The 16,953-nt window shown below is 37.8% G+C and carries 16 protein-coding genes; 5 read left to right on the top strand and 11 right to left on the bottom strand.

The window, feature by feature from the left end:
• Nucleotide 1 precedes the first annotated feature (1 nt).
• Nucleotides 2-1,645, top strand: coding sequence for an AMP-binding protein (locus CWD91_RS16700; RefSeq protein ID WP_103442107.1), 1,644 nt, complete (start codon nt 2-4; stop codon nt 1,643-1,645).
• Between the two features lie 138 nt (nt 1,646-1,783).
• Nucleotides 1,784-2,965: a DUF1624 domain-containing protein gene (locus tag CWD91_RS16695; RefSeq protein ID WP_103442106.1), complete on the top strand. Its 1,182-nt coding sequence runs from the start codon at nt 1,784-1,786 to the stop codon at nt 2,963-2,965.
• 47 nt (nt 2,966-3,012) lie between these two features.
• Here the strand turns inward: CWD91_RS16695 and CWD91_RS16690 are convergent, their stop codons facing one another.
• The 7 genes from CWD91_RS16690 to nusB all read right to left on the bottom strand — a co-directional run bounded on the left by CWD91_RS16690 (nt 3,013) and on the right by nusB (nt 11,056).
• A complete protein-coding gene (locus tag CWD91_RS16690; RefSeq protein WP_103442105.1) occupies nt 3,013-4,452 on the bottom strand; it encodes a carbon starvation CstA family protein in 1,440 nt (479 codons plus the stop codon).
• 58 nt (nt 4,453-4,510) lie between these two features.
• Nucleotides 4,511-5,626, bottom strand: coding sequence for a hypothetical protein (locus CWD91_RS16685; protein WP_103442104.1), 1,116 nt, complete (start codon nt 5,624-5,626; stop codon nt 4,511-4,513).
• A 45-nt stretch (nt 5,627-5,671) separates the two neighbouring features.
• Nucleotides 5,672-7,459, bottom strand: a complete 1,788-nt coding sequence (locus tag CWD91_RS16680; RefSeq protein ID WP_103442103.1) for an FAD-dependent oxidoreductase — start codon at nt 7,457-7,459, stop codon at nt 5,672-5,674.
• Between the two features lie 323 nt (nt 7,460-7,782).
• Nucleotides 7,783-9,102, bottom strand: a complete 1,320-nt coding sequence (locus tag CWD91_RS16675) for a Gfo/Idh/MocA family protein (RefSeq protein WP_103442102.1) — start codon at nt 9,100-9,102, stop codon at nt 7,783-7,785.
• Between the two features lie 100 nt (nt 9,103-9,202).
• The gene (yajC, locus tag CWD91_RS16670; RefSeq protein WP_103442101.1) at nt 9,203-9,490 is read right to left on the bottom strand and encodes a preprotein translocase subunit YajC; all 288 of its coding nucleotides are present in this window, start codon (nt 9,488-9,490) and stop codon (nt 9,203-9,205) included.
• A 12-nt stretch (nt 9,491-9,502) separates the two neighbouring features.
• Nucleotides 9,503-9,976, bottom strand: a complete 474-nt coding sequence (locus CWD91_RS16665) for a DUF1573 domain-containing protein (RefSeq protein ID WP_103442100.1) — start codon at nt 9,974-9,976, stop codon at nt 9,503-9,505.
• 132 nt (nt 9,977-10,108) lie between these two features.
• Nucleotides 10,109-11,056, bottom strand: a complete 948-nt coding sequence (gene nusB / locus CWD91_RS16660) for a transcription antitermination factor NusB (RefSeq protein ID WP_103442099.1) — start codon at nt 11,054-11,056, stop codon at nt 10,109-10,111.
• Between the two features lie 179 nt (nt 11,057-11,235).
• Between nusB and CWD91_RS16655 the strand changes: the two genes are divergently transcribed.
• Both CWD91_RS16655 and CWD91_RS16650 read left to right on the top strand, forming a co-directional pair.
• Nucleotides 11,236-12,990, top strand: a complete 1,755-nt coding sequence (locus CWD91_RS16655) for an ABC transporter ATP-binding protein (protein ID WP_103442098.1) — start codon at nt 11,236-11,238, stop codon at nt 12,988-12,990.
• 80 nt (nt 12,991-13,070) lie between these two features.
• A complete protein-coding gene (locus CWD91_RS16650; protein ID WP_031444651.1) occupies nt 13,071-13,442 on the top strand; it encodes a PUR family DNA/RNA-binding protein in 372 nt (123 codons plus the stop codon).
• A 166-nt stretch (nt 13,443-13,608) separates the two neighbouring features.
• Here CWD91_RS16650 and CWD91_RS16645 read toward each other — a convergent pair whose 3' ends face one another.
• Genes CWD91_RS16645 through CWD91_RS16630 form a run of 4 tightly spaced genes read right to left on the bottom strand, consistent with a single transcriptional unit; the run spans nt 13,609 to nt 16,207 of the window.
• Nucleotides 13,609-14,646: a lysophospholipid acyltransferase family protein gene (locus CWD91_RS16645; protein ID WP_103442097.1), complete on the bottom strand. Its 1,038-nt coding sequence runs from the start codon at nt 14,644-14,646 to the stop codon at nt 13,609-13,611.
• A complete protein-coding gene (locus CWD91_RS16640) occupies nt 14,643-15,563 on the bottom strand; it encodes a bile acid:sodium symporter family protein (RefSeq protein WP_262923156.1) in 921 nt (306 codons plus the stop codon). Before CWD91_RS16640 ends, CWD91_RS16645 begins: the two co-directional genes overlap by 4 nt.
• A 3-nt stretch (nt 15,564-15,566) precedes the next feature.
• On the bottom strand, nt 15,567-15,905 hold the full coding sequence (locus CWD91_RS16635; RefSeq protein WP_103442096.1) for a tRNA-binding protein: 339 nt from the start codon (nt 15,903-15,905) through the stop codon (nt 15,567-15,569).
• Entirely contained in the window at nt 15,902-16,207 is a 306-nt protein-coding gene (locus CWD91_RS16630; protein WP_103442095.1) for a phosphoribosylpyrophosphate synthetase, read from the bottom strand. The genes CWD91_RS16635 and CWD91_RS16630 overlap by 4 nt, the downstream gene beginning before the upstream one ends.
• Nucleotides 16,208-16,317: 110 nt before the next feature.
• Between CWD91_RS16630 and CWD91_RS16625 the strand changes: the two genes are divergently transcribed.
• The gene (locus CWD91_RS16625; protein WP_103442094.1) at nt 16,318-16,875 is read left to right on the top strand and encodes a thioredoxin family protein; all 558 of its coding nucleotides are present in this window, start codon (nt 16,318-16,320) and stop codon (nt 16,873-16,875) included.
• Nucleotides 16,876-16,953: the final 78 nt, after the last annotated feature.

Below are 16,953 nucleotides of genomic sequence, written 5' to 3'. Positions count from 1 at the left end.
CATGCATAACTTCAATTCTTCTATAGAAGCCTTTCTTTTCTGGGAAAAAGAGACCCCCCTTAACCCCTACTTAATTCAGAATTTCGAGAACCATCAACAGAGTTTATCTTATTCTGAAGCGGGGATTGAAATGAGAAAATTGGCCTCCTATTTATTAAAATTAGGTCTACCTAAGAAAAGTCATATTGCCTTGCTTTCCAAAAATTGCCCCCACTGGATTATGGCGGATTTGGCCATATCCATGGCCGGTTATATTTCCATTCCCATCTACCCAACATTGACTTCCGAAGGAATAAATCAGATTTTAACTCACAGCGAATCCAAAGCCATTATTATTGGGAAACTGGACGATTTTGCCTCCCAAAAAGAGGGCATTCCAAACATCCCCATAATTAGTGTAAAAACCTTTGGTGGTAATACCGGAGTTTATTGGGAAGACATTATGAATCAGGAAGTGGAGTTGATGGATTTATATATACCGAAAGGCGATGATTTACACACTATTATTTATACCTCTGGAACCACAGGGCAACCAAAAGGAGTAATGCACACTTCAGGGAATTTCACCAAAAGTTCAAGCATATTTACCCAGATCATAAACTTACCTAAAAACCCTAAATTTTTTTCTTATCTGCCATTGGCCCATGTTGCAGAACGCGCCTTTTGCAACGGAATACTATTTTATGGAGGCCAGATAACCTTTCCCTATTCTTTGGAGAAATTTGCCAGTAACCTAGAGGCACTTCAACCGGATATTTTCTTTGCCGTTCCCAGAATTTGGACCAAATTTCAAGAAAAAATACTGGAAAGTCTTCCGCAAAGGAAATTATCCTTGCTATTGTCCATTCCATTCGTAAACAAAGCAATAAAGAAAAAAATTCAGACCAAATTGGGGTTGTCCAACGCATCATTCATTGCCTCGGCGGCTGCACCCATTGCCAGTAGTTTGGTGAAATGGTACAGTACTATTGGCATCACTATTCATCAAGCCTATGGTATGACAGAAGATTGTTGTATTTCGCATTCCAATTTATCCGGGCAAAGTAAAATAGGGACTGTAGGCAAAGCACTTGAAGGGGTAAATATTAAATTCTCTGAAGAAAGTGAAATTTTAATTTTAAACAACTGTCTTTTTAAGGGTTATTACAAAGCTCCAGAAATAACAGCAACCGTTTTTGATGAAGAAGGATATTTTAAAACTGGAGATATTGGAGAATACGACCATGAAGGTTATTTAACCATCACTGGCAGGGTGAAAGATCAATTTAAAACCGATAAAGGTAAATACATATCACCTGCCCCCATTGAACTACAAATTTCTAAAAATACGGATATTGAACAGATCTGCGTCGTTGGTACTGGTATACCTCAGCCAATAGCTTTGGTAACAGTCTCTTCTTTAGGGAAGTCCAAATCTAAAGATGATTTAATAAAAAGTTTACATCAATCTATATTGGAGATTAATCCAAGTTTGCAAAAACATGAAAAAATAGCAAAAATAGTGGTCATGCAAGAGGAATGGAATGTAGCCAATGGATTTTCCACTCCCACCCTAAAAATTAAGAGGAACAGTTTGGAAAGGGTATTCCAACCCCTGTACCAAACATGGTTCGAAGCTGACCAAAACGTGATTTTTAAATCCTAATAATATTTCGGTCCAATGGCCCAATACTATAGGGAGTATGGATGAACGAGGCGTATTTAAGCAGGTTAAAAAGTAAATCTGCAGTTATTCACAATTTGTTACAGGCAATAATAACCAAGCAAAAACAACTACACATTTATGCTATCCAAAACCAAACGAATAGAATCCATTGATATATTAAGAGGTTTGGTCATGGTTATTATGGCCTTGGACCATGTAAGGGTCTATTTTAATTATGGTTCTTTTTTTATAGACCCAACAGATGTTGAAAACACAACACCCATACTGTTTTTTACACGCTTTATAACACATTATTGTGCCCCTGTATTTGTGTTCCTTGCTGGAACTTCCGCATTCCTATATTGCAGGAATAAAACCAGAGCAAAACTCTCAAAATTCTTGCTAACCCGGGGTATTTGGTTGATTTTTATGGAAGTAGTCGTTAACAATTTAATTTGGACGTTTGATATTACTTACAGTTTTCCCATTCTTCAAGTTATTTGGGCCATTGGCTTTAGTATGATTTGTTTATCATTTCTAATTTATTTACCTAAAAAAATAATCTTTGTTATTGGATTGGTAATTATTGTGGGACATAATTTTTTGGATAGTATTGTAATGCAGGGGACCAGTCTGCAATCTATAATATGGTATCTGTTGCACCAAGATCAGGCCTTAGTACTGGGGCCCAATAAAATGGTGATGTTCCATTACCCTGTTATTCCGTGGATTGGATTAATGGCATTGGGATATTGTTTAGGAGAGCTTTACGCGAAGGACTTTGATGCAAAACTAAGAAGAACACTTTTGTTGCGCATAGGGTTGGGAGCCTTGCTCTTGTTCTTTGTATTGAGAGGATTGAATGTCTATGGGGATTTGGTGCCCTGGACCATGCAGGACACAAATACTAAAACCATTATATCTTTTTTTAATGTAACAAAATACCCGCCTTCACTGGCTTTTGTACTTATTACCATTGGTCCGGCCTTACTTTTCCTTTATACCATAGAAAATGTAAAAAACTCTATTTCCAATTTTTTTATGGTTTTTGGAAGAGTTCCCTTCTTCTATTATTTTCTACATGTATTTGTGATTCATGTTGTGGCCATTGCCGGGATTCTAATTTTTGGTGGCAATTGGAAGGACATGATATTAACTGCCGATGTATTTATGAACGCAAAACTGGCTACCTATGGCTATGCTCTATGGATCGTCTATTTGGTATGGATCGGGATAATATTTGCCCTCTATCCTTTGTGTAAAAAATACATGATTTATAAGGCAAATAATCGGGATAAATGGTGGTTGAGCTATTTATAAGGAAGATCTATTGACCGTTTTCAAAAGAAGTATATGAGTTATAATGACTATACCCCAACAAAGACTTTTTTCCTTTGAGAGGTATATACCCAAAATGCAATTGTAATGGCCAATGTGATTAGAGTGCCACCTATATAGGAGATTTCGTTTGGCAATTGAAAACCTTCCGGGGCAATTAAAATATAAGTACTACAAACCATTGTCATAAAAATTGCCGGTAATAGGGTAACCCAATAAGCCTTATTTTCATAGATCAAATAAGCCGTTATAGTCCAAAGCACGATCATGGCCAAGGTTTGGTTGCTCCAAGCAAAATAGCGCCATATTATTCCAAAATCTATTTGTGTAAGGGCAAAGGCAATGATAAATAACGGCAAACTAATAAGAAGCCTGTTCAATATTTTTTTTTGGTTGGACTTGAAAATATCGGATAATATTAAACGGGCCGACCTAAAGGCCGTATCGCCCGAGGTAATCGGGGCGGCAACAATTCCCAATAAGGCCAATATGCCACCCACTTTACCCAACATATTAAGTGATATTTCATTGGCTGCCCAAGCGGCATTATTGTTGTTGGCCATCATTGCGCCGTTTAACTCTTCTACATTCCCAAAAAAGGTCATGGCTGCAGCAGCCCAAATCAAGGCTACGATTCCCTCCGTTACCATTGTTCCATAAAATATCTTTCTCCCTAATGTTTCGTTATTCATACAGCGTGCCATTAAAGGGGACTGGGTAGCATGGAATCCGGAAATGGCACCACAGGCAATGGTTATAAATAAAATTGGAAACAATGGAGTTGCCTCAGGGTCATTGGTCATATTTTTTAAATTACCGGGCACCAATTCAGGAATATTATAATCCCCAAAAAAAAGGGCAATTAATAGTCCAACGGCCATAAGTAACATGGCCACTCCAAATATGGGGTAAAGCTTGCTTATTAATTTATCTATGGGCAACAATGTGGAAAGAATATAATAAACCAAAATAATGGCTACCCAAATCCAAACACTCCAGATATTCCCCGTCATACCATCGATTATTTTTGCGGGGCCCACCAAAAAAACAGTCCCTACGAATATTAAAAGTACTACAGAGAAAAAGCGCATAAATTGTTTAGCGGTGGTACCAAGATATATTCCCACTACTTCACTTATACTCAAACCGTCGTGCCTTATAGACAGCATTCCGGAAAAATAGTCGTGTACTGCCCCTGCAAAAATACTTCCCAGTACAATCCACAAAAAGGCTGCCGGTCCAAACATGGCACCTGCGATAGCACCAAAAATTGGCCCCAATCCCGCTATATTTAAAAATTGGATCAAAAAAACCTTCCAAGTGGGCAATGTCATAAAATCTACATCATCCCTTAGCCTAACGGCTGGGGTCTCCCTAAACTTATCCACGCCAAAAATACGTTCTACAAATTTTCCGTACGTAAAATAACCAAGTATTAAAGCTCCTATTGATAATACGAATGATATCATCTGAATTATGTTTTATTTACTATTTTAAACTTATTGTAGGCCTATTCCCCCCACCCTTTTATTCCAATTCTTCCAAAAATTCGGATACAATATAAGCGTATGTATGTTTACCCGAATTTGAAAACCGCAAAAGTTGCGCCTTAATTTGTGGATTAGTCATTACATTTTTTTCAATTGCAGTGAGGTAAACTTTGAGCTGATTTTTTGTCATTAGCTCCAAACTGCTGCCCAATAAGACCAAAACCTCAACGGGAGCCTGCTGAATATGATTCAACAACAAACTTCTATTGTTGATATCTACTGTAGCAAAACTTTCCCAAAAAGGCATTTGTAAGCTATCGCTTTCCCAGAACAATTTAGGGAGATTTTGTACAATATAGGTACGAACCATGGGAATACCCTCCTTGAAAATTTGTACTATTCGGTCCTTGTAATCAATATACTCTTCATTATTCAAAGACTTTAGCGCATACATTTGATAATCCTGCTCATTGCTCATAAGCATATAGCGCTTCATTTCTTTATCAAAGTTATATGTGGTAAAATCCTGTAGTTCTCCTTTAATGGTTCCGTGCGCTATATTCCAAGCAACATAACAGGAATAAAGTGCCCCATCTACTACAGATTCCTTTACCTCGGTTATAGTGGCCCCCGCTTTGGCGTCTGCACCGTCGAGTTCAGAATCCTCGGGCTTTTCCACCAACTCATCAATTTTCTTTCTTTTCAGAATTGAATTGTCATCCATTAATAAGTGGTGCAATTTTTCATAATCCTGTTCCAGGAATTCCTCATGATCATGTTTCGTCAACGTCTGGCCCTCCACCTTATCATAACCTGCATACGCTCCCAATAAATTCCAATAAAGTGTAAGATACATTAACCTGCATTCGCCATCTGCACAGACCGGAGTACAAATATCAGCCGTATATAATACTGGCCTGTTCTGCGTGGTAACAAGGATATCAACATTCTGATTGCCCAAAGTCTCTACCTCGATAAAAAATGGAGTTGGTTTATTTTTTAACACCATACCCTCCTTCCATTCCAATGCAAAGAACTCCGGCTTTTTGCTCAGTGTTTTATGTTGGGAAACACTTGTAAGACTAACGTCTGTTTTTTGAGTCCATACAAGTCCCAATCCACAAAATAGTAATGTAGCTATTATTATTTTCATGATGATTCACATACTTCTTTCATGGAACAAAATGTGCTTCAAAAACTATTTCTTGGATTCGGGAATAGGTGTATATTTTTGTTTTTCTATAAGAGCCATATATTCATCCAAATACCCCGTATAAATATCCCTAGGATTAACATCGTACTTTTTACAAAGTGATGCTGCAAAACCTACAGCGGCACCCATTTGTCCGGTTGTCCTCATTACCCTTGGTCCACCCAGGCCAACATGGGAAGTACTGAAATTTCTACCGGCCATAAACAAATTACTTATATTTTTTGAATACAAGCTTCTGTATGGGATATAATATTTAGGAGTCTTATAAAAAAGCGCTTCAGAAATAAAGTCAGGATTTTTCTCATCCTCCAACACGGTCTGATAATGTACGTCCACCTCCCTAGTTTCTTCCACTACACCATCAGGGAAAGTACGGCCGGATTTGGCATCGTTTAATGTAAAAATATAATCTCCCACCAATCTTCTGGATTCGCGTTTACCTACTAGATAAGATACCCATTCCAATTTTCGATTGGCATTTTCAGGTAATTTTTTGGCATTTCCGAAAGAACCATAAATAGCCCTTAGCATATGATCTCGGATTTCCTCGGCATCGTCTATTTGATTAAGATCATTACGGCTAAACTCCCACTGCCATTCTCCCTTGACTTTGGCATAATCCCTGGCCACTGGCATTGCCCAAGGTACCTCAGGGAATTGTTCCCGCTGGTCCGTTTCATAGGAGCGCCAAAGTACTGAAGATCCCATTACAGCATTGTCCGGTTGTTTTGGACTCCATAATTCCCCATGCTCTTTCCATTCTTCCCCATATTGATCAACACTTTCACGTCCATAAGAAAATTCTGCACCGGCCCAAAAACCTATCCAACCATCGCCAGTGGAATCTACAAATAGCGGTGATTCAAAACGAATGCGCTCCCCTGTAGCTGTTTGACGTGCATCTACATGACCGATTCTATTTTCAACAGCTTTGGCATCATACGCCCTCCAGTTTAAGAAGAGGGAAATATTCTCATAACTTTTTACATTGGTATCCCTTTTTATTTGGTCCTTATGCGCCTCCGGAGATCCATTGGGATAATGTTCCGTATCCAACTTTTTAAGGATCCGTTCAAAATTACCATATATACCCAAGGTATGTACCCTAATTTCGCTGCTGGCATTACCTCCCAAAACAGGTCGGTCGTGAATTAGCGCCACCTGAAGCCCTTGCTCTGCGGCCGCTATAGCTGCCGCGCAACCAGCAATTCCACCACCTACAACAACTAGGTCATATTTCTTGGTAACTTTGGGTGCCAACGGCTCCATAACAACAGTTTTCCTCCAAGTAGCCAACTTATTCATGGATGAAGGTGGTTCAGCGTTAGAAGTAGTAAAATAGATGGCATCACATCGACCGTTGAAACCTGTAAGGTCTACAAGTTCCAAAGTATTTTTTTTATTCGTTATCTGAACAGCTCCGGCATATTCCCAACCCCATCCAGAACGGAGGCCTAGCGTATTTCCCAACACCAAGCCATTTACCTTAATCTGAAATTTTCCCGGTGCTTCCCATTCTCCCGGTACCCAATTCTTGGTTCGTACCCAAACCTTATATTCGCCATTCTTTTTGAAATTTACCTGGGTTTGTGCATTTTCCACAGGTACCCCCATACCATGGGCCTGAAGATAGGAAGAACCCATTTGTTCAATGAATTGGGGGTCAACTACCCACCCCCCTTTATCGTCAAAACTTTCCGCTTCCAGCAATAAATCTTGGGATATCGTTAAATTCATACTGAAGAAGCACAAAGTTAAAATCAAATATTTCATAAGTATTTATTTAAATATGGTTTAAAACAAGGGGTTGTTCCAAAGGAGTTTGCTGTTTAATTCCCTATTTATTAACCTCCGTAAATTTTACAATTATTTACTAATAATCCTAATGTGATGAAATTTTACAATCCATATCCGCATCAATCTTGATTCACCTCGCTTGAAAGTAATCAGGAAAATTGTTTGGAAAAAACCGATAAATTGAAATGAATTGGCCTATTTGCTCAATTCAATAATGAAGTAAAACATCAACTACCGTAGACACCAAAACCTAATTCACATTCCTAAACCCCATAAAATTCATGAGTTGAATGTTTTCATTAACCTTTTGGCAACTCCCATCCATTGTGATAATGGGCATTTATCAAAGCATTTGAGCTGTCATCTGAAAATCGGCCCTCATAATCGTCCCAATAAATTCTATTGCCCGTTTTAAAGGCAATATTTCCCATGTGGCATACCAGAGCCGCATCATATCCCACCTTCAAAGGAGCTTTTAATTTGGAGCCGTCCCTGGATTTTACCGCCTCAATAAAATTTACTGTGTGTTTGTCCAGACCGTTGCCTTGGTTTTGTTGTAAAGTTATGCTTTGCATTTTATCCTTTTCGGCAATTACCTCCCAACCTTTGCGATCCAAAACAAGGGTGCCATTATTTCCAATAAACGAAATTCCATGATTGCGTCCGTAATTGCCATTATCTATCCCTGTAGCATGTTCCCACAATATGGAAAAACCGTCATATTCGTAAACGGTCTGCAATGTATCCGGTGTTTCTGAAGCATCATTGGGATAAGCAAACCTACCCCCCAACGCCATCACCGATTTTGGAGTGTTGGCCTTCATTCCATAAAGGGCATAATCCATAAGGTGCACTCCCCAGTCCGTCATTAATCCCCCTGCATAATCCCAATACCATCTAAAATTAAAATGAAATCTATTGGCATTAAAAGGTTTCATGGGTGCAGGTCCCAACCACATATCATAATCCACCCCAGCAGGAGTAGCTGTATCGGGTAAAACTGGTACAGACCCCATCCAGCCTTGATAAGCCCAGGCTTTTGCCAAGCGAATTTCCCCTAATTTTCCGGAATGGACAAAATCTATGGCATCCACAAAATGGGGCTGACTCCTTTGCCATTGTCCAATTTGCACCATTCGATCGCTTGCCTGGACAGAACTTAACATAAGGTTACATTCCTCTATGGAATTGGCCAAGGGTTTTTCGCAATACACATCCTTACCTGCCTTAACCGCATCGGAAAGTTGAAGGCAGTGCCAATGATCTGGAGTGCCAATAATTACCACATCAACATCCTTATCTTCCAATAATTTTCTATAGTCCTTATATAACTTTGGGTTTTTTATCCCCGCCTTTTCCAGATCGGATGTTCTCTTTTTTAAAACACTATCATCTACATCACAGAGTGCTACAACCTGAATTTCACTCATTTTAAGCATAGAAGTTAAATCGCTAAATCCCATACCATTACAACCGATCAATCCTACCCCGATTTTGTCGTTTGGACTTATATTCCTTCTAATGGAAGCCAATAGGTCCATTGGAATTAAAAATGCTGCCCCTGTGCCCATAGCCAAAAGCGAGCTCTTTTTTATGAATTTTCTTCTATTCTGTATCATGGTAAAATGGAATTTATAAACCCTTAATGTACAAAATATTATTACAAAAAAGCACCAACTTTTGGTTGGTGCTTTTTTGTAATAATATTGAAGAAGAAAATTATTTCTTTTCGGGTGCGTTTAATTTTTTGCTCAACTCCATTGAAATAGAGGAACGATCAAATTTAATTTTCCCGGCCATGGTTTCTATAATACACGAAAAATCGTTATCGTTTAGATCGGCAATTTTTCCATGCATACCACTCTTGGTAACAACTTTATCTCCCCTTTTCAACTCCTCTGCAAATTTCTTTTCTTGCTTTTGACGTTTTCTTTGTGGAGCGATCATAAAAAAATACACCACTACAAACATCAATATGAGCGGAAGATATGGATATTGTTCTAACATAATTTTATCTACTTATTTAACAGGACCTACAGGACCTGCTCCTTTTGGAGTTACAAATGCTTTTATTCTAAGTGTTTCCGTTCCTTTACTGGTGTTGGCGGTAACAGTAATATCTTTGGTAACTTGGTTTTGACCAGAACCGTTGAACTTCACCAACAATTCGCCTTTCTCACCTGGAGCTATAGGAGTATTTTTTGGAAATTCAGGAATGGTACAGCCACAGCTACTTTTTGCATCGGTAATAATCAATGGAGCGTCACCAGTATTTGTAAAGGTAAAAATAGTTTCTTGTGGTGCGTTTTGATCGATAGATCCAAAATCGTGCTCTATTTTGTCGAATTCCATAACTGGAAGACTTTTTGAGGCCGCATCTCTTTCGGCTGCAACTTCTACATTGGAAGCTTCAATTTTACTGGAGGCTTTTTCTTTACAAGAAAAAAGCACAAGCACAGAAAAAACACTTAGGGATAAGAATAATTTTTTCATCTGTTTATATTTAATTGTTTTTTAAAAGTCAAATGTAATTCGCCATTAAACATCTTGGTTGATTTCAAGAATTACCATGGCTCATTCCATCTGATTTAATTTTTATTTTGCGCAAAATTAAGGAATATTTGTTTATAATAAACCTCTACCAACTTTTTTTAGTTTGCCATCCTCCTTATATTCCCTTACCAGCTTATCCAAAATCCCATTGATGAATATGCTGCTTTTGGGTGTTGAATATTCCTTGGCTATTTCCAAAAACTCGTTTATGGTAACCCTTTCCGGTATCGATGGAAAGTTCAGTAGTTCGCAAATCGCCATTTTTAATAATATGGCATCAACATCGGCTATACGATCTTTGTCCCAATTAGGTGTTTTACCTTCAATTTCATTTTCCAACTTGGTATTGTTCAACAGCGTTTTCGTCAAAAGCCTATTGGCATAAACCATATCATCCTCATCCTTCAATAGTGGTGGCAAAAAATAAGAGGGAACACTGCTCACTTTTACTTTTTTAAACTGTTTTAAGAGATAGGTGTTTACAATTGGAATATCATCTACCCAGGTTAATTTGTCATCCTCGAAATAATCGTAGATCTTTTCATTAGGTGCAATAATCTCCCTGAACAGATCTATGATAAGTTTTTTGTCCTCCTCATAAGTACTTTCGGTATTGGACATATATTTAATATATATTTCACTTTCCATTACCTCCTTGTAAATAATCTTAATGTACTCTTCGTTTAAATACCAGTTGTTCAGTTTTCTTTTGGACAGCTCATCCTTTAAAGACTTGTTCCCAGCAATTTGAAGAAGTAATTTATTGCCCAGGAATTTTTCCTTGTTCGGATAGGAATCCGAGGTGTTTTTAAGATATTTTTTGGAAGAAAGGTTTACCTGATCTTGTGCCCTTTCATGCAATTCTATGAATAGACTCAGCATTAACAAGTAAAGGGTGTACATGTTTTCTATGCTTACTTTTAAAAATTTTTCTTGTTTTTCAAGCGAATCATCCTTCGATTGTGTCAATGCATAAATACATTGCATAACTTTAACCCTAATGTGCCTTCTTGTAAGCATTTTTAAAGAACTTTAGTAAAATAAATAAAACTTTCGGGTACAAAAGTAGGATTATATTTTTTAATCCTAGCTATCTTTTTCGGTATTATCTTATGTGTTTTATAACATTTGTTTAAGATTCAAAAAACTATCTTTGCCGAATTGTAATCCATAATGCTACAATTCCTGTTTCCTGTCGGATGAAAGAACTTAAACATCTAAATAAATATTTTAAAAAGTACCGGTTCAAACTTCTTGTCGGTATTGTAATTACCATGATAGCCCGTGTCTTTCAATTGGTTATGCCTTCTTATGTAAAGAAATCCATTGAAGTGGTGGAAGGTTTTATAGGCAATGATATTGTGAAGGCCGAGGCAAAGGAAATGCTTCTGGAGTACATACTAATTATTGTGGGAGCGGCATTGCTGTCTGGCTTTTTTACCTTTCTAATGAGGCAGACCATTATCAATGTTTCCCGATATATTGAGTACGATTTAAAGAATGAAGTATTTGACCACTATCAATTATTAAGCCTCAATTTCTATAAGAAAAATAGAACTGGCGATTTAATGAACAGAATAAGTGAGGATGTAAACCAGGTAAGGTTATACGGTGGCCCGGCCATAATGTACGGCATTCAAACACTTACACTTTTCGTTTGCCTTGTTCCGCTAATGTTTATAAAAGCCCCAGTTTTGGCACTATACGCCTTGTTACCGTTACCGATCCTATCTGTACTAATTTACCAGATAAGTAAGATTATTCATAAGAGAAGTACCATTGTCCAAGAATTTTTATCCACCCTTTCCACTTTTACACAAGAATCTTTTTCAGGAATTTCGGTAATAAAAGCATATGCCTTGGAACCCAAGGTAAACACCGAACTGAAAAATTTAGCACTTGATGGAAAGGACAAAAGTATGGATCTAGCCAAGGTGAATGCCTGGTTTTTTCCACTTATGATCCTTTTAATAGGAATTAGCAATATTTTCGTAATCTACGTCGGGGGTAAACAATATATTGACGGTGAAATAGCCTCAATAGGCATCATTGCGGAATTTATTTTATATGTCAACATGCTAACATGGCCGGTTGCTGTCGTTGGTTGGGTTACCTCCATAGTACAAAGGGCAGAGGCCTCACAAAAAAGGATAAATCAGTTTTTGCAAGAAGAGCCCAATATAATAAGTACGGTAGATAGGGATACCCCTATACAAGGAAAAATAGAGTTTAAGAATGTTACTTTCACTTATGAAGATACCAACATTACTGCCTTAAACAATATATCATTTACCATAAACAAAGGAGAAACCGTTGCTATCCTAGGGAAAACGGGATCCGGAAAATCTACCATATTGGATTTAATTGCCCGTTTGTACGACATCGACTCAGGAGAAATTCTGATAGATGATATACCTATCAAGGAATTAAATCTAAATAGCTTGCGTAAATCCATTGGGGCCGTTCCGCAGGATGCTTTTTTGTTTTCGGACACCATTAAGAACAATATTAAGTTTGGAAAGGAAAAATCCACTGATGAGGAAATTATTGCCGTGGCCAAGAAAGCCGTGGTACATGAAAACATAATGGGCTTTAACAAACAATATGAAACCATCTTGGGAGAAAGGGGCATAACCCTAAGTGGAGGCCAAAAACAACGTGTTTCCATTGCGCGCGCGCTCCTCAAGGACCCACAGATTTACCTGTTTGACGATTGTCTTTCAGCTGTTGACACTGAAACCGAAGAGGAAATCTTAAATCAATTAAAAAATGAATCTAAAAATAAGACCACTCTAATCGTAAGCCACAGGGTTTCATCGGCCAAAAATGCAGATAAAATTATAGTTTTGGAGAACGGAAAATTAATACAGGAAGGGACACATGAAGAATTAAATTCTGTTGAGGGATACTACAAAGAGCTGTATATGCACCAACTTTCTGAGAAAGAAAAATAGAAAAATGTTGTTAGATTAGGTTTTTTTTTCCACTTTTGACAGATATATACCTATGAAAAATTAACTATACACTAGACGAAATGAGCGATAAAGATTTAATGGACCAAGAAGAAATTTATTCAAAAGTTTTACGAGCAGGAAGAAGAACTTATTTTTTCGATGTTAGAAGCACAAAGGCAGGGGATTATTATTTAACTGTTACCGAGAGCAAAAAGTTCACTCATGATGATGGTTCTTTTCATTATAAAAAACACAAGATTTATTTATATAAAGAAGACTTTACCGCCTTTAAGGAGAATTTGGATGAGATGATGGATTACATTATAGATGAGAAGGGTTCCGAAGTAATATCCGAACGTCATCAAAAGGATTTTAAGAAAGAAGATTCGGAGGAAAATGGATCAATAAGTTCTACAGACAGTTTTACCGATGTAAGTTTTGATGATATCTGATACTATTGTCGTTTTATAAAAATATAACGGTCCTTCTTTGTGGGGCCGTTTTTATTTTAAGACCTTTTCAATTTAGTCATTCATTGGCCGGTACAAGGTATTCTACTATTTCCTGGATATCTATTAAGGAGAAAAACTCAAAGTTTAACTTATGGGCTCCACCCCATCATAGCAATTTTACAAGAACGATGTTTAAGATTAAATGCGCAGAGCAAATTATAAGGGCTGGCTGCCAATTTAGGAAAGTGAGCAGCCCCAATATCAAAAAGAGCAACTGTAAAGGATAAATCAATAAGGCAAACATAAATCTGGTTGTGCTCATAAATTCCAGTTCTGTAACTTTGGGCTTAATGCATTTTGACCACAGTATTACCATAGGGAAATTCAACACATTAAATAAACCCTTAAACAAGAATTTAATTCCGGAACCCTTTTCTTTGGATCTAGGACTTGGCATAGCCTGCTTGTCCAAAACTAGATTAACTGCTTTAGGTTCTAAATAATCCACATTAGAGTCTTCTAATTTTTGTATCGTATCATCATAACTAGCCTCCTCTTCTATATGCGTGGTAAGTTTTTTTAATTGATGGGATACTTCCTCCTTCAAACGACTTGTAGATCCCGAAACATCCTCCTTGTCAAAAAAATCCTGAACCCTTATTTCCTTACCATAAAACAAAGCCGCCTGGTCGGGGAATTTTGCAGCATTTGTATAGTTCACCCCAATGGGTATAATAGCAATCTCCATTGAGGGATCGCTTTCCAGGGCCAAAAACAAAATACGGGTAAAGCCCTTACTTAGAGGCCGGACCCGACGTTTTAGGGAATGGTTCCCTTCTGGAAAAATAAGTATGGCCTCTCCTTTTTGCAAAAGTTCGGAGCAACGTTCAAAAATTACAGTATTCCCTTTTAAGGAATTCTTTCCATCCCTTATCCTATAGACAGGAATCATCCTTAAAAATTCGAAAAACATCTTTAAAGCCTTCGTCTTAAACACATCCGACCGTGTTAAAAAATAAGGCTTCCGGTTGCAATTGGTTGCAACTATCAGGGCATCCAGCAAAGCATTTTGATGATTTGCCAAAAACATAATAGGCTTCCCAGAGGGCAGGTGATGCAAGCCTTCAACTTTTATTTTGGCAAAGTAGAAGGTCAATGCCGTACGCAGCCAAACCCTAAAAAAATGATATCCAAGTTTCCTCAAACAAGTTCTTCTTTATCAATTGGTCTATATCCCCATAAAGTGGCTAATGTTAATCCGGACACCAAGTGCCAAATTCCCCAAAAAGCTGCCAAAAGGGCCATTCCTCCCATACCATCAAAAAAAGTAAATATCAGTAGCAAGGCCAATCCTGAATTTTGAATTCCCGTTTCAATGGCTATAGTCCTTCTATTCATTTGTGAAAGCCCTAAAAGATTGGCTACAGAATAACCGGTAACAAAAGCCAGCAAATTGTGTAGGAGCACGATCCAAAATACGTAAAGTACATACTCCATAAAAATATCCCTATTGTCATATAAAGCCACAAAAATGAGCACTATAAAAAACACTAGGGAGAGCACTTTTAGAACTTTGGCCGTTTTAAGGGCCCAATTTGGTCTTATATAATTTATCCACATGCCCAAAATTAGGGGTAACCCCAAGAGTAATGCCACTAGTTTGATCATAGCGATAGGTGAAATGGCCACTTCTTGCAATAAGGCAGCTGTTGGACCATAATAGGAACCCCAAAATTGAAGGTTCAACGGAGTCATAACCACTGCCAATAAGGTAGCTACAGCTGTTAGGCTAACGGATAAGGCTGTATTGCCTTTGGCCAAATGCGTTATAAAATTGGAAATATTGCCACCCGGACAAGCAGCTACCATAAACATGCCCAATGCAATACTGGGCAATGGCTCTATCAACATCACCAATATAAAGGTTACAGCCGGCAACAAAGCAAACTGACTTAATAGCCCTATAAAAAGAGGTTTTGGTTTTTTTACCAATCGCCTAAAATCATCCAGGGAAATATCCAAGGCAATTCCAAACATCACCAGGGCCAGAGCTATGTTCAGCACCCAAAGCGATTGCTCATTAAAGTCTAAATGGACCTTGTCCAGGGGGATAGATATCAAATATTAAGAAATTTTAAGTCCATTGTCCACTGTGGTCTCCGGTTGCAACAGTATTACATCGGAACCGTCAACAGCTCCTAATATAAGACATTCGCTCATAAAATTTGCAATTTGTTTTTTAGGAAAATTTACTACGGCAATTATCTGTTTCCCCAAAAGTTCCTCCTTGGAATACCTTTGTGCAATTTGGGCCGAAGATTTCCTAATCCCCAGATGCTCGCCAAAATCTACGTGAATTTGATAGGCAGGATTTTTGGCTTTTGGAAAATCCTTTATCTCTATAATAGTGCCCACCCTCATTTCTATTTTGGAGAAATCGGGCCATGTAATAGTTTCGCTCATATAACAATTCTGCGTTTATCCATATTTCTTTTGGGGATATTTCCTGAATATGCCCCATATGCGCCCACTAAAAGACCCTTATCCCCGCTCGAAGTTTTAATGGTAAAAAGGACCATATTATCATCCGGATCGCTCATTCCTTCAAACCTAAAGAATTGAACTATTTTAAAATCCTTTACAGGCAGTGTCCGTTTTATTTTTATATTTTTTATTTCCACATCACATAAGTTTATATTTTCTGTGAAAACAGCCTTATTTAGGTCAGTTATAGCCTCCGATAATACTGTATTTGAATTTCTCATTACCCCATATTTTAAGGTTCATAAAAAAAATAACTAATACATGATCCGCATAAAAGAATCTTTAATTTCCCTTAACTTTGCATAGGACCTATCCTCAAAATAATAAAGTCATGGCCAATACATCCAGTAATATGTTGCCCTTGGGCACAATAGCCCCTAACTTTAAATTGTTCGATACCACAGCGGAAAAACGCAAAAGCCTTCAAGAATTAAAGGGCACCGAAGGTACCGTGATCATGTTTATTTGCAACCATTGCCCTTTTGTTAAGCACCTTAATGCCGAAATCGCCAAAACCGCAATAGAGTACCAACATAAAGGTATTTCATTTATTGCAATATCCAGTAATGACGTGGATAACTATCCGCAAGATGCACCACATTTAATGAAGTTGATCAGTGTGGAACAAAAGTATTCTTTTCCGTATCTGTACGATGAATCACAAGAAGTAGCCAAAGCATATGAAGCAGCGTGTACTCCGGATTTCTACCTGTTCGACGCTAATTTAATATTGGTATATCGCGGTCAATTTGATAGCTCCCGTCCTGGAAATGGAATCCCGGTGACCGGTGGAGATCTGAAAGCCGCCATGGACTCCCTACTTGAAGGAAAGGAAATAAATGCAATCCAAAAACCCAGTATGGGCTGCAATATAAAATGGAAAAAATAATAACCACCGGTTGATCTCTACATTTTGTTTTAATGTAGTGACTTTATGGTTGGTAGGGATGCAAATTGTATTGTTCAA

The sequence above is a fragment of the Arenibacter hampyeongensis genome (genome assembly GCF_002909255.1).
GTDB classification, from domain to species: domain Bacteria; phylum Bacteroidota; class Bacteroidia; order Flavobacteriales; family Flavobacteriaceae; genus Arenibacter; species Arenibacter hampyeongensis.
The sequence above is the reverse complement of the archived record's forward strand: the minus strand, read 5'-3'. Positions and strand labels throughout refer to the sequence as shown.

What these genes read in the sequence shown, in the direction of transcription:
- CWD91_RS16695 (WP_103442106.1), top strand. Translation starts at nt 1,784, where the DNA reads ATGCTATCCAAAACCAAACGAATAGAATCCATTGATATATTAAGAGGT.
- nusB (WP_103442099.1), bottom strand. Translation starts at nt 11,056, where the DNA reads ATGCTTACAAGAAGGCACATTAGGGTTAAAGTTATGCAATGTATTTAT.
- CWD91_RS16630 (WP_103442095.1), bottom strand. Translation starts at nt 16,207, where the DNA reads ATGAGAAATTCAAATACAGTATTATCGGAGGCTATAACTGACCTAAAT.
- CWD91_RS16635 (WP_103442096.1), bottom strand. Translation starts at nt 15,905, where the DNA reads ATGAGCGAAACTATTACATGGCCCGATTTCTCCAAAATAGAAATGAGG.
- CWD91_RS16625 (WP_103442094.1), top strand. Translation starts at nt 16,318, where the DNA reads ATGGCCAATACATCCAGTAATATGTTGCCCTTGGGCACAATAGCCCCT.
- yajC (WP_103442101.1), bottom strand. Translation starts at nt 9,490, where the DNA reads ATGTTAGAACAATATCCATATCTTCCGCTCATATTGATGTTTGTAGTG.
- CWD91_RS16655 (WP_103442098.1), top strand. Translation starts at nt 11,236, where the DNA reads ATGAAAGAACTTAAACATCTAAATAAATATTTTAAAAAGTACCGGTTC.
- CWD91_RS16665 (WP_103442100.1), bottom strand. Translation starts at nt 9,976, where the DNA reads ATGAAAAAATTATTCTTATCCCTAAGTGTTTTTTCTGTGCTTGTGCTT.
- CWD91_RS16650 (WP_031444651.1), top strand. Translation starts at nt 13,071, where the DNA reads ATGAGCGATAAAGATTTAATGGACCAAGAAGAAATTTATTCAAAAGTT.
- CWD91_RS16700 (WP_103442107.1), top strand. Translation starts at nt 2, where the DNA reads ATGCATAACTTCAATTCTTCTATAGAAGCCTTTCTTTTCTGGGAAAAA.
- CWD91_RS16690 (WP_103442105.1), bottom strand. Translation starts at nt 4,452, where the DNA reads ATGATATCATTCGTATTATCAATAGGAGCTTTAATACTTGGTTATTTT.
- CWD91_RS16680 (WP_103442103.1), bottom strand. Translation starts at nt 7,459, where the DNA reads ATGAAATATTTGATTTTAACTTTGTGCTTCTTCAGTATGAATTTAACG.
- CWD91_RS16685 (WP_103442104.1), bottom strand. Translation starts at nt 5,626, where the DNA reads ATGAAAATAATAATAGCTACATTACTATTTTGTGGATTGGGACTTGTA.
- CWD91_RS16675 (WP_103442102.1), bottom strand. Translation starts at nt 9,102, where the DNA reads ATGATACAGAATAGAAGAAAATTCATAAAAAAGAGCTCGCTTTTGGCT.